This window comes from Pseudoxanthomonas daejeonensis (assembly GCF_010093205.1).
Lineage (GTDB): Bacteria > Pseudomonadota > Gammaproteobacteria > Xanthomonadales > Xanthomonadaceae > Pseudoxanthomonas > Pseudoxanthomonas daejeonensis.
On the sequence record NZ_PDWN01000011.1, the window covers coordinates 31,390 to 57,379 of the forward strand.

A 25,990-nucleotide genomic window follows, 5' to 3' on the forward strand; every position below is an offset into this window, starting at 1 on the left:
AACATGACGGTTACCGCCAACCAGGTCCTGCGTCCCCGCGGACCGCAGATCGAACGCCTCACCGACAATCGCGCCAAGATCGTGATCGAACCGCTCGAGCGTGGCTATGGCCACACGCTGGGCAACGCGCTGCGCCGCGTCCTGCTGTCCTCGATCCCGGGCTTCGCGGTTACCGAGGTCGAGATCGACGGCGTGCTGCACGAGTACACCACGGTCGAAGGTCTGCAGGAGGACGTGCTGGAAGTCCTTCTCAACCTGAAGGATGTCGCCATCCGCATGCACAACGGCGAGAGCGCCACCCTGAGCTTGTCCAAGCAGGGTCCGGGCGTTGTCACCGCGGGTGACATCAAGACCGACCACAACGTCGAGATCCTCAACGTCGACCACGTGATCTGCCACCTGACCAAGGACACGGCGCTGAACATGCGCCTGAAGATCGAGCGCGGCTTCGGCTACCAGCCGGCCACCGCCCGTCGTCGTCCTGATGAAGAAACCCGCACGATCGGCCGCCTGATGCTGGACGCGACGTTCTCGCCGGTCCGCCGCGTCGCCTACGCGGTCGAAGCCGCGCGCGTCGAACAGCGTACCGACCTGGACAAGCTGGTCATCGATATCGAGACCAACGGCACGATCGACGCCGAGGAAGCCGTGCGCACCGCCGCCGACATCCTCAGCGACCAGCTGTCGGTGTTCGGCGACTTCACCCACCGCGATCGCGGCGCAGCCAAGGCTGCTCCGACGGGCGTGGATCCGGTGCTGCTGCGTCCGATCGACGACCTTGAGCTGACCGTGCGTTCGGCCAACTGCCTCAAGGCCGAGAGCATCTACTACATCGGCGACCTGATCCAGAAGACGGAGGTCGAGCTGCTCAAGACCCCGAACCTGGGCAAGAAGTCGCTCACCGAGATCAAGGAAGTCCTCGCGCAGCGTGGCCTGTCCCTCGGCATGAAGCTCGAGAACTGGCCGCCGGCCGGCGTTGCCGCCCACGGCATGCTCGGTTAAGCAGCACGCACCACCGTTCCCGCATCCACCGTGATGCGGGAACGTTTCGGCGCCGACGAGCCTGAAGGCCTGCGGCGACTCTCCGGACAGGGATGCCGGATCGGACCAGCGCAGTCCACAGCTCCACCGCCAAGATGGCGACAGCGAACCACAACCGACACGACATTCATCAGGAATCACGACCATGCGTCACCAGAAAGCCGGCCGCAAGTTCAGCCGCACCAGTGCCCACCGCGAAGCGATGTTCAAGAACATGGCTGCCTCGCTGTTCAAGCACGAACTGATCAAGACCACCCTGCCGAAGGCCAAGGAACTGCGTCGCATCGCAGAGCCGCTGATCACCCTGGCCAAGGTCGACAGCGTCGCCACCCGCCGTCTGGCGTTCGCCCGCCTGCGTGACAAGGAAGCCGTCGGCAACCTGTTCACCATGCTGGGCCCGCGCTACCAGGCGCGTCCGGGTGGCTACCTGCGCATCCTGAAGTGCGGCTTCCGCGCCGGCGACAACGCGCCGATGGCGTATGTCGAACTGGTCGACCGCCCGCAGGCGGCCGAGTAAGAATCCCGACGCCGCCCTGCGGCAGGGATGAACGAAGACCCCGGCCACGTGTCGGGGTTTTTCGTTTCAGGCGGCACGATTACCGCTGCCGGCCCGGATGCGGAATAATCGGGTATTCACCATCGACGCCGGGCCCGTACCGCCAATGAATCCTCTCCACTGGAGTTTCCGCGCGCAGTTCCTTGCCGGTTTCCTCGGTTGCGTTGCATTACTGCTCTACGCGATCAAGACCCAGCTGTATGACGGACTGGAACCGTGCCCCCTTTGCATCTTCCAGCGGATTGCGTTCGCCGCGCTGGCGCTGGTGTTCCTGGTCGGCGGCCTGCATGCGCCGCGCTCGTCCGGTGCCCGCGGCTTCTATGGTGTCCTGGTGCTTGCCGCCTCTCTGGTCGGCATCGGAATCGCCGGTCGACATGTCTGGTTGCAGACGCTGCCACCGGAACTGGCGCCTTCCTGTGGGCCGCCGCTTTCGTTCCTGCAGGAAACCCTGGGCCCGTTCGAGCTGGTGCGCAAGGTGCTGACCGGCAGCGGCAATTGCGGCGACGTGGACTGGACCCTGTTCGGGATGAGCATGCCGGTGTGGAGCCTGATCGGCTTCCTGATGCTCGGTGCCTGGGGTTTGTTCGCCGCGTTCAAGCGCCGAAAGGGCCGCAGCCGCCTCTGAAGCACCCTCCGTTCCAATCGCTCCTTCTACAAGCCAGACAATCCCCATGAGCACGCCCGAACGCACCCTGCATCCCGTCAACCTCGCCGAGGGCTGGTCGCCCGGCAGCTGGCGCACGCGACCGGCGCTGCAGTTGCCCCAGTATCCGGATGCGGATGCGCTGCAGCGCGCGCTGGCCGAACTGGGCCAGTTGCCTCCGCTGGTGACCTCGTGGGAGATCTTCGCGCTGAAGAAGCAGATCGCCGAGGCACAGGAGGGCAAGCGTTTCCTGTTGCAGGGGGGCGACTGCGCCGAGAACTTCAGCGACTGCGAGTCGGGCACCATCTCCAACCGGCTCAAGGTACTGCTGCAGATGAGCCTGGTGCTGGTGCATGGACTGCGCCTGCCGGTGGTGCGCGTGGGCCGCTTCGCCGGGCAGTACGCCAAGCCGCGCTCGGCCGACGTGGAGACGCGAGGTGAGGTCAGCCTGCCCAGCTACCGCGGTGATGTGGTCAACGGGCCAGAGTTCACCGCCGCGGCGCGCGTTCCGGATCCACAACGCATGCTGACGGCGCACGCGCGCTCTGCGATGACGATGAATTTCGTCCGCGCGCTGATCGATGGCGGCTTCGCCGACCTGCACCACCCGGAATACTGGAGCCTGAACTGGGTCGGCTGCTCGCCGCTCGCCGAGGATTACCAGAAGATGGTGAACTCCATCGGCGACGCCGTGCGTTTCATGGAGACGCTCGCCGGCGCAGAGGTGCACAACCTCAACCGGATCGACTTCTATACTTCGCACGAAGCGCTGCTGCTGCCGTACGAGGAAGCGCTGAGCCGGCAGGTGCCGCGGCAGTGGGGCTGGTTCAACCTGTCCACGCATTACCCGTGGATCGGCATGCGCACGGCTGCGCTCGATGGCGCGCACGTCGAGTACTTCCGCGGTATCCGCAACCCGGTCGCGATCAAGGTCGGCCCGTCGGTGCAGCCGGACCAGTTGCTGCGCCTCATGGATGTGCTCAATCCGGACGACGAGCCGGGGCGGCTGACCTTCATCCACCGCATGGGCGCGGCGCAGATCGCGCAGAAGCTGCCGCCACTGCTCGACGCGGTGCGCCGCGACGGTCGGCGCGTGCTGTGGGTGTGCGATGCCATGCACGGCAACACCGAAAGCACCGCGAACGGGTACAAGACGCGACGCTTTGCCAACATCCTGGGCGAGGTGGAGCAGTCGTTCGATCTGCACGCGGCCGCGGGCACGCGCCTGGGTGGCGTGCACCTGGAGCTGACCGGCGAGGACGTCACCGAGTGCACGGGCGGTGCGCGCGAGCTGACCGAAGTGGATCTCGAGCGCGCCTATCGGTCCAGCGTCGACCCACGCCTGAATTACGAGCAATCACTCGAGATCGCCATGGCGATCGTGCGCAAGCAGGGCCAGCGCCAGAGCGACGCCCGGGTCTGAGGCGAACCGCGGTCAGTGGGCCGCGTGCCTGCCGGCCCCGCCGGTGGGCGCCCCCGCGCTTGCGCGGAAGGTCGGCGGCTGGCGTGCCTGGGTCAGCTGCTCGTAGGCGTAGCCGATCCGCAGCAGCCGCGCCTCGCTCCAGGCAGGACCCATGAACACCAGGCCCAACGGCAACCCGTTGCTGTGGCCCATCGGCACGGTCAGTGCCGGATACCCGGCCACCGCCGCAGCACCGTAGCCTTCGCCGGGGAAACGGTCGCCCTGCGTGGGATCGATCAGCCAGGCCACGCCGGTGGTCGGTGCGACCAGAACGTCGAACGGACCGCTGCGCAATGCGGCGTCGATGCCTTCGGCGCCGGCGGCGCGGCGCGCGCGCATGCGCGCGGCGATGTAGGCCGGCGAAGCCAGCCCTTCCCGGCGCGACGCCTGTTCGAACAGTTCCTGCCCGAACAGCGGCATGACCTGCGACGCATGCAGGCGGTTGTATTCCATCAATGCATCGAGGGTCCTGACGGGGGCCTGGCTACGCTGCAGGTAACGCTCAAGCCCCGGCCGGAATTCGGTCAACAGGACTTCCAGTTCGTCGTCGTCCCATTGGCCCTGGGTCGGGATGCGTGTGTCGACGACGATCGCGCCGGCATCGCGCATGGCGCCAATGGCGCGCTCCGTGGCTTCGGCCACTTCCGGCGAGATCGACAGGCGGTCGCGCAGCAGCCCGATCCGCACGCCACGCAGGTCGCCGCGGCGCAACTGCTCGGCGAAATCGAACGTGGACAGCACGCTGTTGTCGGCCGTCACCGGATCTTCCGGGTCGCGACCGGCGATCGCCGCCAGGAGCAGTGCGGCGTCCTCGACGCTGCGCGTCATCGGCCCTGCCGTGTCCTGGCTGCTGGAAATCGGCACGATGCCGTCGCGGCTGACCAGCCCGACCGTGGGCTTCAGCCCGACCAGTCCATTCATCGCGGCCGGGCAGAGGATGCTTCCATCGGTTTCGGTGCCGACCCCGACCACTGCCAGGTTGGCGGCCACGGCCACCGCCGTGCCGGAGCTGGAGCCGCAGGGCGAGCGGTCGAGCGCATACGGATTGCGCGTCTGCCCGCCGATGGAACTCCAGCCCGAGGTGGAACGGGTCGAACGGAAATTCGCCCACTCGCTGAGGTTGGTCTTGCCCAGGATCACCGCGCCGGCTTCGCGCAGCCGCTTGACCAGGAAGGCGTCGCTGCCGGGCCGGAAGCCGGCCAGCGCGAGCGAGCCGGCGCTGGTCACCATCGGCGTGGCGTCGATGTTGTCCTTGATCAGGACCGGGATGCCATGCAGCGGTCCGCGCAGGCGGCCGGCGGCACGCTCGGCATCGAGCGCCGATGCCTCGCGGCGGGCGAGGGGATTGAGTTCGATCACGGCGTTGAGCTTGGGCCCGTTGCGATCGAGCGCGATGATTCGTGCCAGGTACGCCTCGACCAGGGCATGGCTGCTGGTCTCGCCACGCGCCATCGATGCCTGCAGGTCTACGATGCCGACCTCGGCGTAGGCGAAGTCGTCCGCCACCGGCGGCGACGGCGGCGCGGGCACCTCCGGATCGGGTCGGCAGGCGGAGGTGGTACAGCACAGGGCTGCCGCGGCCAGCCATGCGGTCAGACGTTGCATCCAGTTCTCCCCGGGAGCTGCCACCGAAGCCTACGACTGCGTTCGCGCCTTGGCAAACCGGGCCCCCAAACGCAGGACGCCGGCACGAGGCCGGCGTCCTGTGAGAACCGATCGCCCCGCGCCGGTCAGGCGCGGGTGCCCGCGAATCAGGCGGCGCGCGAGGCGCGCTTGCGGTCGCTCTCGGTCAGCTGCTTCTTGCGCAGGCGGATTTCCTTCGGGGTGACTTCGACCAGCTCGTCGTCCTCGATGAAATCCAGCGCCTGCTCCAGCGAGAACTTGATCGCCGGGGTCAGCTTGATCGCGTCGTCCTTGCCCGAAGCGCGCATGTTGGTCAGCGGCTTGGTCTTGATCGCGTTGACGGTCAGGTCGTTGTCCTTGGAATGGATGCCGACCAGCTGGCCCTCGTACACGTTGTCGCCTTCGGCGGCGAACAGGCGGCCGCGCTCTTCCAGCGGGCCCAGCGCGTAGGCCGGCGTGGCGCCCGGCGCGTTGGCGATCATCACGCCGTTGATGCGCTTGGCGATCGAGCCCTGTTCCTTCGGACCGTAGTGGTCGAACACGTGGAACAGCAGGCCCGAACCCTGGGTCAGGGTCTTGAACTCGTTCTGGAAGCCGATCAGGCCACGCGCCGGGATTTCATAGTCCAGGCGCACGCGGCCCTTGCCGTCCGATTCCATGTTCTTCAGCTGCGCCTTGCGGGTGCCCAGCTTTTCCATCACGCCGCCCTGGTGGATTTCCTCCACGTCGACGACAAGCTGCTCGATCGGCTCCATCAGCTGGCCGTCGATTTCCTTGATGATCACTTCCGGGCGCGACACGGCCAGCTCGTAGCCTTCGCGGCGCATGTTCTCGATCAGCACCGACAGGTGCAGCTCGCCACGGCCGGAGACCAGGAACTTGTCGGCGTCTTCCAGCTGCTCGACCTTGAGCGCGACGTTGTGCACCTTCTCGCGGTCCAGGCGGTCCTTGAGCTGGCGGCTGGTCAGGAACTTGCCGCCGGACAGGTCCTTGTTGCCTGCGAACGGCGAGTTGTTGACCTGGAAGGTCATCGAGATGGTCGGCTCGTCGACGGTCAGCGCCGGCAGCGCCTCGGGGAAATCCAGCGCGCAGACGGTGTCGGAGATGGTCAGCTCGGAGATGCCGGAGATGGCGACGATGTCACCGGCCTCGGCCGTTTCCTGCTCGATCCGCTCCAGGCCCATGAAGCCCAGCACCTGCAGGACCTTGCCCTGGCGCTTCTTGCCTTCGCGGTCGATGATCGCAACCGGCATGTTCTTCTTGAGCGTGCCGCGCTGGATGCGGCCGATGCCGATGACGCCGACGAAGCTGTTGTAGTCCAGCTGGCTGATGCGCATCTGGAACGGGCCGTCCGGGTCCACTTCCGGCTTGGGCGCGTGCTGCATGATCGCTTCGTACAGCGGGGTCATGTCGCCGGAGCGCACCGAGTCTTCCAGGCCCGCGTAGCCGTTCAGCGCCGACGCGTAGACGATCGGGAAGTCCATCTGCTCGGGCGTGGCGCCCAGACGGTCGAACAGGTCCCACACCTGCTCCACGACCCATTCGGGGCGCGAACCGGGGCGGTCGACCTTGTTGATGACCACGATCGGCTTGAAGCCCATCGCGAACGCCTTCTGGGTCACGAAGCGCGTCTGCGGCATCGGGCCGTCCATCGCGTCGACCAGGATCAGCACGGTGTCCACCATCGACAGCACGCGCTCGACCTCACCGCCGAAGTCGGCGTGGCCGGGGGTGTCGACGATGTTGATCCGGTTGTCCTGCCAGGTGATGGCAGTGTTCTTGGCCAGGATGGTGATGCCGCGTTCCTTTTCCTGGTCATTGCTGTCCATCACGCGCTCGGCCAGCACGGTGCGTTCGGACAGGGTGCCCGACTGCTTCAGCAGCTGGTCGACCAGAGTGGTCTTGCCATGGTCGACGTGGGCGACGATGGCGATATTGCGCAGTTTTTCGATAGACATTGGATTCTGGGATCGTGAAAACGCACCCAGGTACCCCCTTCGAAGGGGCAAGGCGCGGGGAGGGGACGAAAGGAAGCGCGCTATTATAACCAATCAATCGCCCCCTCCGGGCATCTGGAGCTGAATACATGAGCCTGACCGCCACCTTCGACACCGCCAAGGGCGTCATCAAGGTCGAACTGCTGCCCGAGAAGGCGCCGCTGACCGTGGCCAATTTCGTCAACCTGGCCCAGCGCGGCTTCTACGACGGCCTCAATTTCCACCGCGTAATCCCGGATTTCATGATCCAGGGCGGCTGCCCCGAGGGCTCCGGCCGCGGCGGTCCGGGCTACCGCTTCGAGGACGAGACCAGCAATGGCGTCGGCCACGAGCGCGGCGTGCTGTCCATGGCCAATGCCGGCCCGAACACCAACGGCAGCCAGTTCTTCATCACCCACGTGGCCACCCCGTGGCTGGACGGCCGCCACACCGTGTTCGGCAAGGTGATCGAGGGCCTGGATGCGGTCGATGCCGTCGCCCAGGGCGATGCGCTCACCTCGGTGAAGATCGAGGGCGACACCGCGGCGGTGCTGGCGGCCAACGCCGACCGCGTCGCCGAGTGGAACCGCCACCTGAGCGCCTGAGTCGCGCTCGACCGGGTCCGGCGGTTCCGCGTGAGCGGACCGCCGGACCGGTGCAGAAGGGGCCGCGTGATAAAATCGCCGGCTCCTGACCCGTCCCGCCCCTGATCAGTCCGCGCCCCGCGTGGCTGGCCCCCGACCCGATCCCATGCGCATCCTCGGATTCCTGCTGATCGTCGGCCTTGCCGGCGGGCTCTCCGCCTGGTGGTCCAAGGACCGGCAGCCGGAACTGCATCCGGACGACCCGCGGATCGCCACCGGCGAGGCCGGCATCGTCATGCTCGCCGCCGAGTGGTGCGGCTACTGTCGCAAGCAGCAGGGCGATTTCGAGCGCGCCGAGGTCCGTTACCGGGTCCTGGACATCGATACCGAAGCCGGTGCCCGCGCCATGCGCGCCCTGGGCGCGCGCGGCGTGCCGGTGACCGTGGTCGGCCAGGCCGTGGTCCGTGGCTACGACACCGCGGCATTGGACCAAAGACTGGCCCCGCTGGGCTACGACGTCTATTAACCTGCGCGGCGCCGCCCGCGCGGTCCGCATCCCCCCACGCGACATACCGCACCCACGAAGGACCTCCCCACCGATGAAGACCCCCGTTCGAGTTGCCGTCACCGGCGCCGCCGGCCAGATCGGCTACGCCCTGCTGTTCCGCATCGCTTCCGGCGAGATGCTCGGCAAGGACCAGCCGGTGATCCTGCAGCTGCTCGAGCTGCCGCTGGACAAGGCCCAGGCCGCGCTCAAGGGCGTGATCATGGAGCTGGAGGACTGCGCGTTCCCGCTGCTGGCCGGCGTGGTCGGCACCGACGACCCGGAAGTGGCCTTCAAGGACGCCGACGTGGCCCTGCTGGTCGGCGCGCGTCCGCGCGGCCCGGGCATGGAGCGCAAGGACCTGCTGCTGGAGAACGCGAAGATCTTCACCGCCCAGGGCGCGGCGCTGAACAAGGTCGCCAGCCGCGACGTCAAGGTCCTGGTGGTCGGCAACCCGGCCAACACCAACGCCTACATCGCGATGAAGTCGGCGCCGGACCTGAAGCCGGAGAACTTCACCGCCATGCTGCGCCTGGACCACAACCGCGCGCTGAGCCAGCTGGCCGCCAAGGCCGGCGTGGCCGTGGGCGACATCGAGAAGCTGGTGGTGTGGGGCAACCACAGCCCGACCATGTACCCGGACTACCGCTTCGCCACCGCCAATGGCGTGTCGCTGAAGGACAAGATCAACGACGCCGACTGGAACGCCAACGATTTCATCCCGAAGGTCGGCAAGCGCGGCGCGGCGATCATCGAAGCCCGCGGCCTGTCCTCGGCCGCCTCGGCCGCCAATGCCGCCATCGACCACATCCATGACTGGGTGCTGGGCAGCAACGGCAAGTGGGTCACCATGGGCGTTCCGTCGGACGGTTCCTACGGCATCCCGGAAGGCGTGATCTTCGGCGTCGCGGTGACCACCGAGAACGGCACCTACACCCGCGTGCGCGACCTGCCCGTCGACGCGTTCAGCCAGGCCGCCATCGACAAGACCCTGGCCGAGCTGGAAGAAGAGCGCAGCGGCGTCGCCCACCTGCTGGGCTGATGCGCGCCATGGGTTGATCTGGACGATCAACCTGTAGGCAACGAAAAGGCCGGGATTTCCCGGCCTTTTCCGTTTTCGGCGGTGGTTTTCGACCAAGGTCGCAAGGCTCGGGGCAGGGGGCGGGACTATGCTCGGTCCATCCCTCGGAGGGGACACTGCCATGCGCTACGAAGACCTGTACCGGCGTTCGATCGAACAGCCGGAGGCGTTCTGGGCCGAAGCGGCGACCGCCATCGACTGGAAGGTGCCGCCACGGACGATCCTGGAGTACGAGCGGCCGCCGTTCCGGCGCTGGTTCTGCGGCGGTACCACCAACCTGTGCCACAACGCGGTCGACCGGCATCTGGCCGAACGTGGCGACCAGCTCGCGCTGGTGGGCTGGTCCAGCGAGACCGGCAACGTCCGCGAGCTGACGTACCGCCAGCTCCACCGCGAAGTGAACACGTTCGCCGCCGCGCTGCATTCGCTGGGCGTGGGCACCGGCGACCGGGTGGTCATCTACATGCCGCACACCGTCGACGCGGCCATCGCGATGCTCGCCTGCGCGCGCATCGGTGCGGTGCATTCGGTGGTGTTCGGCGGCTTCGCCTCGCACAACCTGGCGCTGCGCATCGACGACGCGCGGCCGACGGTGCTGGTCTGCGCCGATGCCGGCATGCGCGGCGGCAAGGTGATCCCGTTCAAGCCGATGGTCGACGAGGCGCTGGCGCTGGCGGCGCATCCACCGGTGCACGTGCTGGTGGTCAACCGCGGCCTGGCCGGCGAACTGCCGATGCAGCCCGGTCGCGACCTGGAGTACGGCCCGCTGCGCGAAGTCCACGCCAACGCCGAAGTGCCGGTGGCGTGGCTGGAATCCAACGAGCCCAGCTACATCCTCTACACGTCCGGCACCACCGGAAAGCCCAAGGGCGTGCAGCGCGACGTCGGCGGCTACGCGGTGGCGCTGGCGTTGTCGATGTGGTCGATCTACGACATCCGTCCCGGCCAGGTGATGTTCTCCACCTCCGACATCGGCTGGGTAGTGGGGCATTCGTACAACGTCTACGGGCCGCTGATCGCAGGCGCCACCTCGATCCTCTACGAAGGCCTGCCGACTTCGCCCGACCCGGGCATCTGGTGGAAGATCTGCGAGCGCTATGGCGTGCGCACCATGTTCTCCTCGCCCACCGCGGTGCGCGTGCTGAAGAAGCAGGACCCGGAGTGGCTGCGGCGCTATGACCTTTCGCAGCTGCAGTACCTGTTCCTGGCCGGCGAGCCGCTGGACGAGCCGACTGCCGACTGGATCACCGGTGCGCTGGGCAAGACCGTGATCGACAACTACTGGCAGACCGAGACCGGCTGGCCGGTGCTGACCCTGATGCCCGGCGTGGAGATGAAACCGGTCAAGCTCGGCTCGCCGGGCCTGCCTTCGCCTGGCTACCGGCTGCGGGTGATCGACGAGGCCACCGGGCTCGACGTCGGTCCCGGTGAGAAAGGCGTGCTGGCGATCCAGCCGCCATTGCCGCCTGGCTGCCTGACCACGGTGTGGGGCAATGATGATCGCTTCATCGCCAGCTACTTCGGCCACTTCAAGGAGCTGCTGTACAGCTCGCTGGACTGGGCGATCCGCGACGACGACGGCTACACCTTCATCCTCGGCCGCACCGACGACGTGATCAACGTCGCCGGCCACCGCCTGGGCACGCGCGAGATCGAGGAATCGGTCTCCAGCCATCCGGCCGTGGCCGAGGCGGCCGTCATCGGCGTGCACGACGAGCTGAAGGGCCAGGTTCCGGTCGTGTTCGCCACGCTCAGGCGCAGCGACGGCGACCCGGCCGAATCCGCCGCGCAGATGATGCGCACCGTGACCGAACAGCTCGGCGCGGTCGCGCGTCCTTCGCGCGTCTACGTCGTCAACGCACTACCCAAGACGCGCTCCGGCAAGCTGCTGCGGCGCTCGTTGCAGGCGCTGGCCGAACACCGCGATCCGGGCGACCTGTCCACGCTCGACGACCCCAACGCGCTGGAGGAAGTGAAGCGCGCGCTGGAGCGGGGCGCGGACGCGGGCAGCTGATCCGGGTCAGCGACCCGCGTCGTGCGACGGCACGGTCGCCGGATCGATGTCGTCCGGCGACCACACCCGGTCGCGGCCTTGCGGGTCGCGGGCGAGGAAGAAGCAGGCCGGGGCATCGATCTCGATGCGACACGGTGTCTCGGGGGCTTCGGCAGCACCGGCAGTCGTGCTCGGCGCGCGCTGCATGGCCGGCACGATGAACAGGCCGCGGGCGTCGACAGTCCTGCGTGCGGGCCTTTCCTTCAAATCGCCGATGTCCTTGATGCTGCCGCCGCGCCAGGCCAGCGGGTCGCCGAACTCCAGCAGCAGGTCCGCGCGTGCGTGCGGCTGCCCGGGGATCGCCAGCGTGCCGCCGTCGATGCGCAGGTCGGACCAGGGATCGCCGTTCTCAGGCAGTTCCCGGTACAGCGCGTGCGGCACGCCGACATGGCTGCCGCTGGCGATGCTGTCCAGCGCCGCGAGCAGGCCGACGAAGTACAGCTTGCGCAATTGCTGCTTCTGCGGATCGCCTTCGATCGCGCCGGCCTCGATCAGGATCGTGCTGCTGCCCCACTGCGCGGTGAGGTCGCCGAAGGCGCGCGGGTTGAAGGTATCGTCCCAGCGCGCCAGGTGGCCGGCGATGTAGGGTTCCAGCGCGATGCGGATGCTCGCGGCTACCTCGATCGCGCGCGCGCGGGTCGGGTCGACCGTGTTGGTCGGACCCGACGGCGGTGCGAGCAGGGCGATCGCTGTGCCGCGCGCGGAGTCGCCGACGCGGTATCCCGGCTGCTGGTCGTGCAGGTTGAAGCCGTACGCCGGTTGCACGCGATCGAACAGCGCCTTCAGCGCGCGCGCCTCGGGCGTGGCGAGCATGCGCGCGTCGCGGTTGAGGTCGATGCCCTGCGCGTTGCGCCGCTGGAAGCGCGCCGCACCGTCCGGGTTCACCATGGGCATGAAGTGCAGCGTGGTGCTCGCACGCAGGCGCTGCGTTACCGGATGATCCGGGTGCTCGCCGAGAAAGCGGAACAGGTCGGCCAGCGCCATCGAGCCGGTGCTTTCGTCGCCATGCATCTGCGACCACAGCAGCACGGGAGTCTTGCCCTTGCCCCAGCGCACGTGGCGGAGCGGGCGGCCTTCGGCGCTGCGGCCGATCTCCTCGACGCGGAAACCGGCGCCGGTGCCAAGCAGCGGGGTGGCGACCTGCCACCAGTGTTCCGGACCATCGGCGCCGCTGCCGGATCCGCTGAAATCACGCCGTTCCAGCCCCGGCACGCGCAGCCCGTCGTACATCGCATCGACCCCGGCCAGCCAGGCCGGTGGCGGCGGGACCGGCGCGGATTCGATCGCGGGCGTGGTGGCCGCGTCCGCCGCGAGCGCAGGCGCGATGCACGCGGCCAGGGTCTGGAGCAAGACGAAAGCGCGGGCCTTGGACATTGTCGGCGTCACCATGGGAGCGGTGGGGCAGGGTGGTTCCGGTCCGCGGCGATGTCAAACAACAGTGCGCGATGCATGAGATGGCCGGCCGCGCGCGCGGCACGCTGACGCGTCCTCCCGCCGATGACACACTGCACGCATGCGCCCGCGCCCGCCCAGCATCGATGGACTCGCCGCCAGCACGCTGCAGCTGCCACCCGGGGCGTGGCCGACGGTGCTGGATTGCCTATGCGATCGGTTCCCCGCGGTGGCGCGCGCACAGTGGCAGGAGCGGATGGCGCGCGGCCGGGTCGTGGATGGCGACGGCAGGGCAGTGACGCCGGAGACGCCGTACCGCGTCGGGCTCGAGGTCCACTACTACCGTGAGGTCGCCGACGAACCGGTGATCCCGTTCGATGAAGTCGTCCTGCATGCCGACGCGGACCTGCTGGTGGCGGACAAGCCGCATTTCCTGCCGGTCACGCCCGCCGGGGCGCACGTCCATGAAACCCTGCTCGGCCGCCTGGTCCGCCGTACCGCGAACACGGCGCTGGTGCCGCTGCACCGGATCGATCGCGACACCGCCGGGCTGGTGCTGTTCTCGACCAACCCGCGCAGCCGCGCGCATTACCAGGCGCTGTTCCGCGAGCGGCGGATCGACAAGAGCTACGAAGCGATCGCGCCGGCATTGCCCGATCTGGAGTTTCCGCTGGTCCGTTCCAGCCGGATCGTCGCCGGCGAACCGTTCTTCCGCATGCGGGAGGTCGAAGGCCCGGTCAACAGCGAAACCCGGATCGATGTCATCGCACGCGGCGAGGATGGCTGGCGGTATGCCTTGATGCCGGTCACCGGCCGCAAGCACCAGCTGCGCGTGCACATGGCCGCGCTTGGCGCACCGATCGCCAACGATGCGATCTATCCGTTGGTACGCCATCGCGCCAACGGCGATTACCCGGCGCCCCTGCAGCTGCTGGCCAGGCGGCTGGCCTTCATCGATCCGCTCAGTGGTGCGGAGCGCAGTTTCTCCAGCGGGTTCGAGCTGCAGCCCTGATCGGGGTCGACGCGATCATCCCGATGCCGGGCGACCAAAGCCTCTCGGAAGCGCCCAAGCATGCGAGCCATGCAGGACGTCGGCGGAAGGCAGGGGGCGCGGCAACGCCGCGACACTTGCCAGTCCGCCAGGCCACGGCCTAGTTGACCGTGTAGCCGCGCCCCTGCATGCAGGCGCCGTACGCGCGATGGAAGGTGTCCAGCGACTGCGCCTGGGAGGCCTGCGCCTGCGAAGCCTGCGCCGCCTGGTTCTGCCTGGCCCGGCGCCCGCCTGCGACCACGCCTGCGGTCGCGCCGATCGCTGCGCCCTGGCTGGCGTCGTTATCGGCGACCTCGCCGATCACCGCGCCGGCGGCGGCACCGCGTGCCGCGCCGCGCAGGCGCTCGCCTTTCGGTCCGCTGGCCGGCGCGGGCGTGGCGGCGACCGCGGCCGGATCGATGCCGGTGCTCTGCTTTGCCCACGCGAGGCATTCGGTGTCATCGGTGGCTTGCTGCGCTGCGGTCTGTCCCTTGGCCGGATAGGTGCTGGGTTTCTGCGCGGCCGACGCTCCATGGGCTGCGAACAGGGAGATTGCCGCGACGGTGTACAGGAAAGTACGCATGGAAAGGTCCTCGTCCAGTAAAGGTCAGGTGCGATAAGCGGATGCCCGGCCGCCGTCGGCCGGCGGTGTTGCCATCGGTCAGAACGCCACGATCCGTTCGATCGTCCAGAACGCCGCCACCGTGCCGATCGCGTAGGCCGGCAGGCGCCAGCTCCAGTGTTCGGGACGGTTGGCGAAGATCTTGCGCGCCAGCACGAACTTGATGCCCAGCACCACGACGATAAAGGCCAGTTGCCCGACCTCGACGCCGAGGTTGAAGAACAGCAGGGCCACCGGGATCGCATCGTCCGGAAGTCCGACTTCGCTCAGCGCGCCGGCGAACCCGAGTCCGTGCAGCAGGCCGAACAGGAACGCGATGATCCGCCGCGAAAGCCGCGCCTTCTGGCCGCTGGCGCCGGTGACTTCCTCGCCCTTGGCGAACCGGTACGAATCGGCCGGCATGAGCGTGGTGCCCGAGGCGCCGGCATCCATCGACAGCGCCGTGTGCAGGTGCGTGTCGCCGAAGTACACGCGTGTCGGGTAGGCGGCCGCGGCGGGGGTTGCCGCCACGTCGCTGGCCGTTGCCGGAGAAGGTGCCGGCACCGCGGCCTGCACGGGCTCCTTGCGCGAACAAGCACCCAGGACAATGAACGCCAACATTCCGGCCAGGACGCTCGAGGTGAATCGCAGACGTTCCATGACGGACTCCGGGGGCAGGGTCGGGGCAGGGTGTGCCCGTGCAGGTGCCGCGCGACCCGGAAGGATGCGGTGATGCCAGGCCGCGGCGAAGTGCGCGGCGGCGCAGGATCCGCAGCCCGGGGGCTGCAGGGGCTTCCCGCACTCTGCCTGAAGCCTCCCTACCGCGAATTGGCCTTTGGACCCACCCGGTCGCGGCTCCGCATCCCCCCGATCCGCCATGCGGAAACCCTGCGAACCGGCGTGCCATATGCCCCGGTGAACCGCGCGTGGATGCCAGCGACCCTGCGGCGTGGCCAGGCCGGCTTCGCCTCTTTCGAGTGGGCATCGGCAGTGCGTCGCGACCGGGCCACGACCCGAACCGGCTCCGTGGGTCGGAGCCGGCGGCAACGTGACCCCGGTGACCTAGCGCGGGGGCGGAACCGAAACGCCCGCGTCGGTCTGCACCACCGGCTTCATCAGCCCGTCCGCGTCGTACTCCAGATGCTCGACGGTGACCGCGCGCCGGCCGATCGAACCGTTCTGGTCGCCGACGGTGAGCGCGGCGTTGTGCAGGAACAGGTACCACTGGTCCCTGAACTGCGCGATGCCCGGATGGATGGTGAAGCTGTACTTGCCCGAGCCGGTCAGCTCGCCCCGGTACGTCCACGGGCCCTGGATCGAGGGCGCGGTGGCGTAGGACACTTTTTCGTCACGATGCTTCGAGCGGTCGAGCGAGGCGTAGGTCAGGTAGTAGATCCCGTCGCGCTTGTGCAGCCAGGGGCCTTCCTCGAAGTGCGGCGGCGTGATCTCGGTGATCTCGCCGTCGATCTCGATCATGTTGGGCTTGAGCCTGGCGATATAGGCCTGGCGGTTGCCCCACGCGATCCAGGTGCTGCCGTCGTCGTCGGTGAATACCGTCGGGTCGATGTCCTCCCAGCTGTGCGTGCCCTTGGGCGTCATCTGGTTGGTGACCAGCGCCGAGCCTTTCGCATCGACGAACGGGCCGGTGGGCGAGTCGGACACGGCCACGCCGATCGCCTTGCCCGGATGCGTGTCGTCGTGCTCCACCGCGGTGTAGAACCAGAACCTGCCGTCCTTCTCGGTCACCTGCGAAGCCCAGGCGTCGGCCTTGGCCCACTTGAAGTCGGTGGCTTTCATGATCGGACCGTGGTCGGTCCAGCGCTTCATGTCGGTGGTCGAATAGACCAGCCACTCGCGCATGTTGAACATCTCGTCGCGCTGGGCCTGGTCGTGGCCGACGTAGAGGTAGAGCGTGTCGCCGACCACCAGCGGGGCGGGGTCGGCGGTGAACTTGTCGCGGAACAGCGGGTTGGAGCCGGGTGCGCGATTGGCTGCCGGTTCCGCAGCCAGCGCCGGCACGGCGAGCAGCGGCAGCAATGCCGCGAGCAGCAGGGTCGCGGTGCGTGGCGTGCGCGCCGTTTTTACCGCGACCGGCGCGAAAAGCGCAGCGCTCACCGGCTGGTCCCCGCTGTGGTCTTCGCCGGCTCCAGCCAGCCGTGCATCTTCATCCAGGCGGTGAAGTTGTGGAACCACTCGGTGCTCGTGGTCGTCTTCGGATACATGCCGAAGCCGTGCCCGCCCTGTTCGTAGAAATGGAACTCGACCGGGCGTCCGGCAGCGCGCCAGCTTTCGATCAGGCCGAAGCCGCTGCCGGCGAACAGGCCGTCGTCGGCGGCCAGCGCGACGAACAGCGGCGGCGCGTCGGCCGGCACGTCCAGCGGCGCCAGCGGGCCGTAGATGTCGCCGATGAAGGCGGGCTTGGCGTCTTCACCGGCCAGGGTGGTGGCGATGGTGAGCATGGCGCCGGCGGAGAAACCGACCATGCCGATGCGGTCAGGGTCGATGTTCCACTCGTCGGCGCGGCTGCGCACCAGGGCGAACGCGGCGCGGGCGTCGGCGATCTGCGGACCGAGCGTGGCGATCGACGACATCGGGTCGATGCGGTGCTTCGGCACCGGGCCCGACAGCATTTCGCGGATCGACTTGCCGAAGCCGTCCAGGTCCGGCGGCGTCTGGTTGAGCCGGTACTTGAGCACGAACGCGGCCACGCCACGGTCAGCCAGCGCCTGCGCCACCTGCCAGCCCTCGTTCTCCATCGACAAAGAGCGGAAGCCGCCGCCGGGCGCGACGATCACCGCGGTACCGTTGGCCTTGGCCGGGTCCGGCAGGAAGGGCGTGAGCGTGGCGACGGTGACGTTGCGCGCGAACGTGCTGCCGTACTGGCGGTGCCAGGCTTCGGGATTCTTCGCGTCGGGCAGCGGCCCGGTTCCCAGTTCGATCGCGTCGCGCTGAGCGGGCACCGCGATGGGCGTCATCGCATCGTCCTGCGCGCGTGCCGGCGTGGCGACCATCCACAGCAACGCCGTGGCCAGCGCGACGCCGCTGAAGGCGGGAAGGAATCGGGACTTCAGGGGCATGGCGGACCTCCGGCGACTGGATGGACGGGAGCGCTTTCAAAGGCGCGACCGGGCCCGAGTGTAGGGGCCGTCCACCGTGTTTTTCGCACCGATCCGATATCCATTCGAAGCGATACCGGTTTGTGTATTGGCATGCGTGCCGGTATCCGCAACGGACGTGCTTCGGCTTTCATCGGAAGAGCTCCGCTGCCGGGGAAGGGGCCACCCGCACAGCCCCGTGTCATTCGGCGGCATACGATCCGGCTTCCCTTCACCGACGGGCCAGGCCTGCGTGACCGAGCCGTTCCATACCCCCGACAGGCGCTACCTCGTCGTGCGCGGCCGCCTGTGGCGCGCATCGAATCCGGGCCTGGCGGACGACGTTCGCGACCGCCTGGTCCGGCAGCTGATGGATGCGCGGCGGGGCGTGCGCGATGCGTTGCGCGAAGGCGACGCGGCCCTGCGCGCGGCGCGCGCAGCGGTGCAGGCCGCCAAGGTCGGGCTGGGCGAACGCGGCCCGGTGTGGTGGGCCGACGGCGCGAAGGACTACAACCGGCACCTCGCAAGGAACAGTCCCTACGCCGACTGGTACCTCGGCCTTGGGCTGGCGTAGGCGGCGACCGCACGCCTGCGCAAACGGGATCAGGTTGAGTTATCGAGTGGGGCAAGAGGTGAACCCGCCCCCGTTTCCCGCGAAAGCCGGGATGCACGCCGATGCGGATGGATCGAAAGTCACTGTTCCAACGGCGCGAAGGGCCACGGCATCGTCGGTGTCGGGTACGACCATGTGGAAGGGAAGAGGTACCTGTCCACCGGTCATGGACATGTCCCGGCCGACTGCAGCGGGATGCCGGTTGCCTCAGGGGAAAGAACGCCGCCCCCCTGTTTCCCGGTCAACGATCCCCGCGCTCCGCTTCGTTCTTCATCGCCCCGGAAACGATGGCGTCGTACAGCTGGACGATCTGCGAACCCAGGATGTGGAACTGCGGATTGCGGACGACGAACTTCTGTCCGTTCTGTGCGTCTTCGAGCGCCATCTTCAGGAAATCGATGTCGGCGTCGGTCAGGCATTGGCCGGCGTCGACGCGCTTCTTCAGCTCGAGCGCGCGGGGCAGGCGGAACCGCAGCAGCCGGTCGAGCAGCGTTTGCAGGACTGCGTCGTCGTTTTCTTCGGACATGTGGACCATCCCATGGCGATCGCGCGATCGCCGGGAAAGGTTAGGTACCGGGATGGCGACGAGGAATTGGCCCTTGGCCCCACGTTGCGTCGCAAACAGGTTCGCAAACGGGGTCAGATCGAGTTCTCGAGTTGGCCCGGAGTGGGCCCGGCCCCTTGCCCAGCTCCGTTTCCAGCGCAGGTTGCGTGCCGCAGGCGTGACTGCGTTGCACCGGATCCGGCGAGCACGGCCTGGGCAGAAGTGCATGCTTGGCCTGGTAACGGGCCTGGACACGATCAGAATCGGAACGTCAGACCTATCACCGGCCCGGTCGTCCACACGTCGTAGGCGAACCGATCGGTGCCGCTGCCTTGCTCGTACGCCATGTAGAAGAACTGGTAGCCCGCATCCAGGGTCGCCGACCGTCCGATGCCGAAATGGAACATCGGCCGCACCTGGACCGCCAGGTCCGAAGCGATTCCGAAGCCCCCCGCATTGGCCAGCACATCGAACGAGTTGCCTCCGCCCAAAGGAAGCGTATAGCGCAGGCCCACGATGGGGTCGATCCAGTCTTCCCCGCGCTGGAGGCCGTCGGCGATCTGCAGGGTGCTGCGCAGGCCCAGGCGGATGCGGTTGTAACGGACGCCGCCCAGGACTTCGAGCGAGTCGTTGAGCTGGTAGAACACCATCGGCTGCACCGCCTTCTGGCTTACATCGGCCAGGATGCGCGGCCTGTCGGGTGCCGCATCCAGGTTCATGTAGTTGACGTCCAGGCCGAACGCCCATCGGGCGCGTGCCGCTTCAAAGTTGCGGACGCTGCTGGCCGACGAACCCGGCGGCTGGCAGGACGTCGCCGCGCTGGTGCTGCGCGGACAGCCTGCGCTTCGCGACCCTGGCCGTGGACCTGATGATCAAGGACTCCGAGCGGCGCGTCGCCGCGGTCCTGCTGGACCAGGCCGGCTGCCACCACGCCGGCGGCGCGGTGACCATGCACCTGTCGCAGGCCGACCTGGGCGAGATGGTCAACCTGTCGCGGCATCCGGTCGGTGCGATCCTGGCCGATCTTGCCGATCGCGGCTGGGTTGCCTGCGGTTACCGGACCATCGGCATCCTCGATGGCGATGCGTTGCGCCGCCTGGCGAACGGGGGATAGCCGGGCGGGATCGCCGCGCCCCGGGCACAGCGGCTAGTCGTGCGCCACGTCCGCATCGGCTTCCGGCTGCAGGCCGGTGTAGCTCGCGCGCGGCCGGATCAGCTGGCCCTGGGTCTGCTGTTCGAGCGCATGCGCCAGCCAGCCGGCCAGTCGTCCCGCGGCGAACATCGACAGTGCTGGCGTCGCCGGCAGGCCATGGACCAGGCAGATCGCGGCGAGGGTGAAGTCGACGTTCGGGCGCCGGCCGCTGGCCGCTTCGGCGGCGGCGATCACCGCTTCGAGCGTGCGCATCGCATCGGCATCGACCACGTGGGCGCGCAGCATCGCCAGCAACGTGGCCGCGCGTGGATCGCCGTCGGGGTAGAGGGCGTGGCCGAAGCCGGGGAGGTCTTCGCCGCGCTGCCAGCGCTGGGCGATGAAGCGGTCGATGTCGGCCGATTCGCGCGCGCTTTCGACCAGGGCGTAGGCGCGGGCGGTGGCGCCGCCATGGCGCGGGCCCGACAGCGCGGCCAGGCCGGCGCAGACGGTGGCGTGCAGGTGCGCGCCGGTCGAGGCGACCACGCGCGCGGCGAAGGCGGATACGTTGAGTTCGTGGTCGGCGCACAGCACCAGCGCGGCGCGGACCAGCTCGGCGAAGTTCGCATCGCCGGGACGCCAGGCCTCGCCGAGCAGGCGGTGGACCGGACTGGCCGGATGCATGGCGACCAGCAGCGCGGCGTTCTGGCGCAGCAGGGTGGCGGCGACCGCGCGTCGGGTCGGCTGGTCGGCCTGGAAGGAATGCGGCACGTGCAGGGCCAGCAAAGGGATCGCGGCCATCGCCCGGCTCAGCGGCGGCAGTTCGGCGTCGGTGGCCAGCGGGGCCACGCGTGCCGGCCAGTCGCCGGGGACGGAGGCGAACGGGTCCTGGCTGCCGCAGTCCCAGAGCAGGCGGGCGATGTCTTCCAGGGTGGCGCCAGCCTGCGCGGCGGCCACCGCCGAGCGGCCGCGGTAGTAGGGGCCGTCAGGGCGGATCAGCGAGATCCGGGTTTCCAGTACCGGCAGGCCGCGGTCCAGGCTCTGCGCGGCGCCGCGGGCGGGGCCGCGCCCCAGGCGCTTGCGCTCGGCCAGCCGCTCCACGTCCTGGCGCCGGTAGACCCGGCTGCGGTGGTCCTGGCCCGGACGCGACTCGAGCAGGCCACGGCTGACATAGGCGTACAGGGTGGCGGCGCTGATCCCCAGCAGCCGGCAGGCTTCCGAGGCGGGAATCAGGTCGGCGTCCAAGGACATATTGATCGTCCGCATCAAGATTGATCAACCGGAGACAGGGTGCCACATTGCGCCTGCCGCGTGCATTTCCGCGCGCAACCGCCGGCCGATGGGCCGGGAGAGCAGAGGATCCCGCCATGACCACGTCCGTCGCCGCCCTGACCCCCGGAGCGAAATTCCGCGCCGCCCTGGCCGCCGAATCGCCGCTGCAGGTGATCGGCGCGATCAACGCCAACCACGCGTTGCTCGCCAAGCGCGCGGGCTATCGCGCGATCTACCTGTCCGGTGGTGGCGTGGCGGCCGGTTCGCTGGGCCTGCCGGACCTGGGCATCAACACGCTCGACGACGTGCTGGTCGATACCCGCCGCATCACCGACGTGTGCGACCTGCCGCTGATGGTCGACATCGACACCGGCTTCGGCCCGAGCGCGTTCAACATCGAGCGCACGATCAAGTCGCTGATCAAGGCCGGCGCGGCGGCGTGCCACATCGAGGACCAGGTCGGCGCCAAGCGTTGCGGCCACCGTCCGGGCAAGGAGATTGTTTCCGCCGGCGAGATGGCCGACCGGGTCAAGGCCGCGGCCGATGCGAAGACCGACGCGTCGTTCTTCCTGGTTGCGCGCACCGACGCGATCGCGGTGGACGGCGTGGACGCGGCGATCGAACGCGCGATCGCGTGCGTGGAAGCCGGTGCGGACGGCATCTTCGCCGAGGCCGCCTACGACCTGCCGACCTACCGGCGTTTCGTCGACGCGGTGAAGGTTCCGGTGCTGGCCAACATCACCGAGTTCGGCAAGACCCCGCTGTTCACCCGCGACGAGCTGGCCTCGGCCGGCGTGGCGATCCAGCTGTTCCCCCTGTCGGCGTTCCGCGCCGCCAACAAGGCAGCCGAGAACGTGTACCAGGCGATCCGCCGCGATGGCCACCAGCAGGCGGTGCTCGACACGATGCAGACCCGCGAAGAACTCTATGACCGCATCGGCTACCACGCCTTCGAGCAGAAGCTCGACGGCTTGTTCGCTGCGAAGAAATCCTGAGGAGTACCCAGATGAGCGAGACCACCACCCCCTTCAAGCCGAAGAAGTCCGTCGCCCTGAGCGGGACGCCCGCCGGCAACACGGCCCTGTGCACGGTCGGCCGCAGCGGCAACGACCTGCACTACCGTGGCTACGACATCCTCGACCTGGCCGCGACCAGCGAGTTCGAGGAGATCGCGCACCTGCTGGTCCACGGCAAGCTGCCCAACGCCGCCGAACTGCGCGCATACAAGGCGAAACTGAAGTCGCTGCGCGGCATCCCGGCGGCGGTCAAGGCCGCGCTGGAGGAACTGCCGCCGTCGGCGCACCCGATGGACGTGATGCGCACCGGCGTGTCGGTGCTCGGTTGCGTGTCGCCGGAGAAGGACGACCACAACCATCCCGGCGCGCGCGACATCGCCGACAAGCTGATGGCGTGCCTGGGTTCGATGCTGCTGTACTGGTACCACTGGTCGCACAACGGCCGCGCCATCGACGTGGAGACCGACGACGACTCCATCGGCGGCCATTTCCTGCACCTGCTGCACGGCGTGCCGCCGCGCGAATCGTGGGTGCGGGCGATGCACACCTCGCTGGTGCTGTACGCCGAGCATGAGTTCAACGCATCGACCTTCACCGCGCGGGTGATCGCCGGCACCGGCAGCGACATGCACAGCTGCATCGGCGGGGCGATCGGCGCTTTGCGCGGGCCCAAGCACGGTGGCGCCAACGAGGTCGCCTTCGAGGTGCAGAAGCGCTACGACACCCCCGACGACGCCGAGGCCGACATCAAGGCCCGGGTCGAGCGCAAGGAAGTGGTCATCGGTTTTGGCCACCCGGTGTACACGGTCGGCGACCCGCGCAACGGCGTGATCAAGCAGGTGGCCCGGGACCTGTCGGCCGAGCAGTCCAGCATGAAGATGTACGACATCGCCGAGCGGCTGGAGACGGTGATGTGGGACATCAAGAAGATGTTCCCCAACCTGGACTGGTTCAGCGCGGTCAGCTACCACATGATGGGCGTGCCGACGGCCATGTTCACCCCGCTTTTCGTGATCGCCCGCACTTCCGGCTGGAGTGCGCACGTGATCGAACAGCGGATTGATGGCAAGATTATCCGGCCCAGCGCCAACTACACCGGTCCGGAGAACCTCGAGTTCGTCCCGATCGACCGCCGCGGGTAGGGGATTGAAAACATGAAGTCGCGGACGCTCGGGGGGAGCCATGCGCGAGGGGATCTACCGCAAGACCGATGCGGGACGCGACGAGATACGTGATCGCGGCCGGCGGCTGTCGCCGCCGCTGCGTACCGTGCTGCTGATGGTGGACGGCCAGCGCTCGCTGGCCCAGCTGCGCGAGGTGGCGGCCGGGATGAAGGCGCCCGACGACGCGCTGGCCGCATTGCTGGCCGACGGCCTGATCGAACTGGTGCCGAGCGGGTTCGACGCGGCCGGGCTGATGGGTGCGCTGGGGCCGCGGCCGGCCAGCCGGCCACCGGACGTGCGCCTGGCAACTGCGGCCGAGGCAGCGGTCGCGCAGGCGAGTGCAGCGCCCGCGGACGCGCCGCCGGCGAAGGGCCAGGCGGACAAGCGCTCCGGTTCCTACCTGCATCTCTACGAACGCATGAGCGAAGCCGTGCGCGCCCACCTGGGCCTGCGCGGTTACTTCCTGCAGCTCAAGGTCGAGCGCTGCGGCGATGCCGACAGCCTGCAGGCCCTGCTGCCCGAGCTGCGCGCGGCCGTGGCCAAGGCCAAGGGCGAGAGTTTCGCCAGCGACTGGGAACGCACCCTGGAAGTGCCGGCCTGAGTCATGGGCGGCGGGCCTGTCGGCCGGCCGCCGCGACCCGGATTCCGGTACCTGCCGCCCGGCGGCCGTTGCGGCGCGCCGGTCTACCGTGCCCGCCCGCCACCGGACCTATCGGCCGGCGGGCTCTGCCGGCGGCCGTTGGCAGGTCCGGGCGGCGCGGACCGGTCAGGCCAGGCCTTCGGCCTGGAGCGCGCGCTGCACGCCGGCGTCGGCGTCCATGCGCGCCTGGAAGGCGGCCAGTGCATCCAGGCCCGACAGGTCCACGCCCACCCGGCCGGCCCAGCGCACGGTCACGTACAGGTACGGGTCGGCGAAGCTGCGGAAGCCGGCCAGCCACTCGCGTCCCTGCAGCTGCCGGTCGGCCGTTTCGAACAGGGCGCGCACGCGCTTGCGTGCGGCGGCCTTCACAGCGTCGTGCTGGGCCGGGTCGTCGATGAAGTTGCCCGGCCCGAACAGCGGCTTGAAGGCCGGGTGCAGGTCCGAATTGACGAAGGACAGCCAGCGGGTCGCCTCGCCGCGCTGGCGGGCGCTGCCGTCGCCGGCCAGCCCGGCCTGCGGGAAGCGGTCGGCGATGTAGCCGACGATGGCCGCGTTCTGGGTCAGGACGAAGTCGCCATCGACCAGGACCGGCACCGAGCCGGCCGGGTTGAGCGCGCGGAAGGCGGGGGCTTTCATCGCCTCGGCACCCAGCACTTCCAGTTCGTAGGTCTCGCCGGTCCACGCCAGGTCGATGTGGACGGCGGTGGAGCAGGCACCAGGCTTGGTATAGAGCTTCATGCGGGGATCCTCGGCACGGACGCGGAAAGAAGAAAGGCCCGCGATTATCGCGGGCCTTGCGTTCGTACTGCGTGCCGGTCGCGCAACGGACCGTCGTGACGGGCCGGCTTGCGGGACCCGGCGGTGGCAGGCCGCTCAGGTGCGCGGCTTGAGCTTCTGCACCCGATAGAAGGTGTGGTCGCCGATCGTGGCCACCTGGTAGGAGTTGCTCCAGCTCGGGCTGGCGATGGCGTGGGCGGCGAAGTGGCTGGCGCCGGGCACGATCTCGCGGCGCTGGCCGACCGGCAGGGCCCAGTTGCGCTCGGCGCGCAGGGCTACGTCGATCGAGCGATCCCAGGCCTTCATGTTGGCCAGCTGGGTGTTGGGCGAGACGATCGTCGGCGCGAACTGCTTGCGCGCGGTGACCACGTCGCACATCGAGTCGCCCCACAGGCCGCTGTCGCGGCGGCGAAGGGCCACCTCGGCAACCGCTTCCTGGCCGCGCACGCTCTGGTCGCGGGCTTCCAGGTACACCGTCGTGCTCAGGCAGAGCGAGTCGGCGGCCGGCTGCGGCATGAGCTGCGACAGCCAGAGGATCCATGCCAGCTTCATCAGTTTCTCCTTGCTCCGTCTACGCGGCGTTGGCGACGTCCTCACGGGGAGGGCGGCGCATAACGCTGCGGGCGTCATGGGGAGGCGGCCGTGTCTGCGGGCCGCCCCGGGTGCCGGCGAATCTGGTGGCCGGCTGACCCGCCTAAGGCGGCGGGCCGGGGAAGTGGCGGCACGATAGGGGCCGGTTTGCCAACCGAAACTGAACGGGGTTGCTTGACAGGGCGGGCTGAAGCGGGGTGTGAAAAAGTGACGGGCGCACGGTTTTCGGGCTGGTCCGGGCAGCGGGTGAGGGTCGGGAACCGGCTGCATGGGCTGGGAAGCGAGGGTGTCAGGGGGGTGCCGGATGCGGGGTTTTCAGAAGAGGGCGTGGCTTCTCGTGGTTGCAAGCGGCGGCTCTGCAGTGGCCTTCAGGTGTCCAGACCCCAGGGTGGGTGCCTCGGGGCGGGTGAAGGTCCTGCAGGGTCGTCCTCGGTGTCGCGGTCGTGCCCGCTCCTACAGGGAGCGGCTGCAGCGGGGGTCTGGAGGCGGCGGCCACCGAGGTGATGTTTGTAGGAGCGGGGTTCAGCCCGCGACACCGACGCCGTGGCGGGGCGGCGTCCTCGA

At 68.7% G+C, this 25,990-nt stretch carries 26 protein-coding genes; 14 read left to right on the forward strand and 12 right to left on the reverse strand.

What is annotated here, in order from left to right:
• Positions 1-3: 3 nt before the first annotated feature.
• The 4 genes from CSC65_RS11815 (at position 4) to CSC65_RS11830 (ending at position 3,663) form a co-directional block, all read left to right on the forward strand.
• Positions 4-1,002, forward strand: coding sequence for a DNA-directed RNA polymerase subunit alpha (locus CSC65_RS11815; RefSeq protein WP_162410778.1), 999 nt, complete (start codon positions 4-6; stop codon positions 1,000-1,002).
• A gap of 184 nt (positions 1,003-1,186) precedes the next feature.
• The gene (rplQ, locus tag CSC65_RS11820) at positions 1,187-1,558 is read left to right on the forward strand and encodes a 50S ribosomal protein L17 (protein ID WP_162410779.1); all 372 of its coding nucleotides are present in this window, start codon (positions 1,187-1,189) and stop codon (positions 1,556-1,558) included.
• Between the two features lie 145 nt (positions 1,559-1,703).
• Positions 1,704-2,222, forward strand: coding sequence for a disulfide bond formation protein B (locus CSC65_RS11825; protein ID WP_162410780.1), 519 nt, complete (start codon positions 1,704-1,706; stop codon positions 2,220-2,222).
• Positions 2,223-2,268: 46 nt separating this feature from the next.
• Entirely contained in the window at positions 2,269-3,663 is a 1,395-nt protein-coding gene (locus tag CSC65_RS11830; RefSeq protein WP_162410781.1) for a class II 3-deoxy-7-phosphoheptulonate synthase, read from the forward strand.
• A gap of 12 nt (positions 3,664-3,675) precedes the next feature.
• Here CSC65_RS11830 and CSC65_RS11835 read toward each other — a convergent pair whose 3' ends face one another.
• The gene (locus CSC65_RS11835; protein WP_162410782.1) at positions 3,676-5,307 is read right to left on the reverse strand and encodes an amidase; all 1,632 of its coding nucleotides are present in this window, start codon (positions 5,305-5,307) and stop codon (positions 3,676-3,678) included.
• Positions 5,308-5,453: 146 nt separating this feature from the next.
• Positions 5,454-7,283: a translational GTPase TypA gene (typA, locus tag CSC65_RS11840; RefSeq protein WP_162410783.1), complete on the reverse strand. Its 1,830-nt coding sequence runs from the start codon at positions 7,281-7,283 to the stop codon at positions 5,454-5,456.
• Positions 7,284-7,411: 128 nt separating this feature from the next.
• On the opposite strand from typA, the gene CSC65_RS11845 reads away from it, so the two are divergent.
• From CSC65_RS11845 to prpE, 4 genes are all read left to right on the forward strand, one after another.
• On the forward strand, positions 7,412-7,906 hold the full coding sequence (locus tag CSC65_RS11845; protein WP_162410784.1) for a peptidylprolyl isomerase: 495 nt from the start codon (positions 7,412-7,414) through the stop codon (positions 7,904-7,906).
• A 145-nt stretch (positions 7,907-8,051) separates the two neighbouring features.
• The gene (locus CSC65_RS11850) at positions 8,052-8,411 is read left to right on the forward strand and encodes a glutaredoxin family protein (RefSeq protein ID WP_162410785.1); all 360 of its coding nucleotides are present in this window, start codon (positions 8,052-8,054) and stop codon (positions 8,409-8,411) included.
• A 73-nt stretch (positions 8,412-8,484) separates the two neighbouring features.
• Complete coding sequence (locus CSC65_RS11855; protein ID WP_162410786.1) at positions 8,485-9,471, forward strand: malate dehydrogenase; 987 nt, start codon at positions 8,485-8,487, stop codon at positions 9,469-9,471.
• A gap of 160 nt (positions 9,472-9,631) precedes the next feature.
• Complete coding sequence (gene prpE, locus CSC65_RS11860) at positions 9,632-11,524, forward strand: propionate--CoA ligase (protein WP_162410787.1); 1,893 nt, start codon at positions 9,632-9,634, stop codon at positions 11,522-11,524.
• 6 nt (positions 11,525-11,530) lie between these two features.
• Here prpE and CSC65_RS11865 read toward each other — a convergent pair whose 3' ends face one another.
• Positions 11,531-12,937, reverse strand: a complete 1,407-nt coding sequence (locus CSC65_RS11865; RefSeq protein ID WP_162410788.1) for a M14 family zinc carboxypeptidase — start codon at positions 12,935-12,937, stop codon at positions 11,531-11,533.
• Positions 12,938-13,076: 139 nt separating this feature from the next.
• On the opposite strand from CSC65_RS11865, the gene CSC65_RS11870 reads away from it, so the two are divergent.
• Complete coding sequence (locus tag CSC65_RS11870; protein ID WP_162410789.1) at positions 13,077-13,967, forward strand: pseudouridine synthase; 891 nt, start codon at positions 13,077-13,079, stop codon at positions 13,965-13,967.
• A 139-nt stretch (positions 13,968-14,106) separates the two neighbouring features.
• Here CSC65_RS11870 and CSC65_RS11875 read toward each other — a convergent pair whose 3' ends face one another.
• The 4 genes from CSC65_RS11875 to CSC65_RS11890 form a co-directional block, all read right to left on the reverse strand.
• Entirely contained in the window at positions 14,107-14,568 is a 462-nt protein-coding gene (locus tag CSC65_RS11875; protein WP_202922874.1) for a YMGG-like glycine zipper-containing protein, read from the reverse strand.
• Between the two features lie 78 nt (positions 14,569-14,646).
• The gene (locus tag CSC65_RS11880) at positions 14,647-15,246 is read right to left on the reverse strand and encodes a HupE/UreJ family protein (protein WP_202922875.1); all 600 of its coding nucleotides are present in this window, start codon (positions 15,244-15,246) and stop codon (positions 14,647-14,649) included.
• Positions 15,247-15,648: 402 nt separating this feature from the next.
• Positions 15,649-16,701, reverse strand: coding sequence for a glycoside hydrolase family 43 protein (locus CSC65_RS11885; protein ID WP_238390374.1), 1,053 nt, complete (start codon positions 16,699-16,701; stop codon positions 15,649-15,651).
• Entirely contained in the window at positions 16,698-17,663 is a 966-nt protein-coding gene (locus CSC65_RS11890; protein ID WP_162410791.1) for an alpha/beta hydrolase, read from the reverse strand. Before CSC65_RS11890 ends, CSC65_RS11885 begins: the two co-directional genes overlap by 4 nt.
• Before the next feature lie 271 nt (positions 17,664-17,934).
• On the opposite strand from CSC65_RS11890, the gene CSC65_RS11895 reads away from it, so the two are divergent.
• Entirely contained in the window at positions 17,935-18,255 is a 321-nt protein-coding gene (locus CSC65_RS11895; protein ID WP_162410792.1) for a hypothetical protein, read from the forward strand.
• 280 nt (positions 18,256-18,535) lie between these two features.
• Here the strand turns inward: CSC65_RS11895 and CSC65_RS11900 are convergent, their stop codons facing one another.
• Together CSC65_RS11900 and CSC65_RS11905 are read right to left on the reverse strand one after the other, a co-directional pair.
• Complete coding sequence (locus CSC65_RS11900; protein ID WP_162410793.1) at positions 18,536-18,820, reverse strand: hypothetical protein; 285 nt, start codon at positions 18,818-18,820, stop codon at positions 18,536-18,538.
• Between the two features lie 275 nt (positions 18,821-19,095).
• A complete protein-coding gene (locus CSC65_RS11905) occupies positions 19,096-19,557 on the reverse strand; it encodes a hypothetical protein (protein ID WP_162410794.1) in 462 nt (153 codons plus the stop codon).
• A gap of 149 nt (positions 19,558-19,706) precedes the next feature.
• Here CSC65_RS11905 and CSC65_RS11910 point away from each other — a divergent pair, with 149 nt between their 5' ends.
• Positions 19,707-19,952 carry a Crp/Fnr family transcriptional regulator gene (locus tag CSC65_RS11910; RefSeq protein ID WP_162410795.1) on the forward strand — a complete coding sequence of 82 codons (246 nt, stop codon included), beginning with the start codon at positions 19,707-19,709 and terminating at the stop codon, positions 19,950-19,952.
• A gap of 33 nt (positions 19,953-19,985) precedes the next feature.
• Here the strand turns inward: CSC65_RS11910 and CSC65_RS11915 are convergent, their stop codons facing one another.
• The gene (locus tag CSC65_RS11915) at positions 19,986-21,218 is read right to left on the reverse strand and encodes a citrate synthase family protein (protein WP_162410796.1); all 1,233 of its coding nucleotides are present in this window, start codon (positions 21,216-21,218) and stop codon (positions 19,986-19,988) included.
• Between the two features lie 116 nt (positions 21,219-21,334).
• Between CSC65_RS11915 and prpB the strand changes: the two genes are divergently transcribed.
• From prpB to CSC65_RS11930, 3 genes are read left to right on the forward strand one after another with little or no spacing between them, the layout of a single operon-like run.
• Positions 21,335-22,234, forward strand: a complete 900-nt coding sequence (prpB, locus tag CSC65_RS11920; RefSeq protein WP_162410797.1) for a methylisocitrate lyase — start codon at positions 21,335-21,337, stop codon at positions 22,232-22,234.
• Between the two features lie 11 nt (positions 22,235-22,245).
• Positions 22,246-23,397: a bifunctional 2-methylcitrate synthase/citrate synthase gene (gene prpC / locus CSC65_RS11925; protein ID WP_162410798.1), complete on the forward strand. Its 1,152-nt coding sequence runs from the start codon at positions 22,246-22,248 to the stop codon at positions 23,395-23,397.
• A 40-nt stretch (positions 23,398-23,437) separates the two neighbouring features.
• Positions 23,438-24,019 carry a hypothetical protein gene (locus CSC65_RS11930; RefSeq protein ID WP_162410799.1) on the forward strand — a complete coding sequence of 194 codons (582 nt, stop codon included), beginning with the start codon at positions 23,438-23,440 and terminating at the stop codon, positions 24,017-24,019.
• A 165-nt stretch (positions 24,020-24,184) separates the two neighbouring features.
• On the opposite strand, the gene CSC65_RS11935 is transcribed toward CSC65_RS11930, so the two are convergent.
• Together CSC65_RS11935 and CSC65_RS11940 are read right to left on the reverse strand one after the other, a co-directional pair.
• The gene (locus tag CSC65_RS11935) at positions 24,185-24,796 is read right to left on the reverse strand and encodes a glutathione S-transferase family protein (protein ID WP_162410800.1); all 612 of its coding nucleotides are present in this window, start codon (positions 24,794-24,796) and stop codon (positions 24,185-24,187) included.
• Positions 24,797-24,931: 135 nt separating this feature from the next.
• Positions 24,932-25,387 carry a cell wall hydrolase gene (locus CSC65_RS11940; protein WP_162410801.1) on the reverse strand — a complete coding sequence of 152 codons (456 nt, stop codon included), beginning with the start codon at positions 25,385-25,387 and terminating at the stop codon, positions 24,932-24,934.
• Positions 25,388-25,990: the final 603 nt, after the last annotated feature.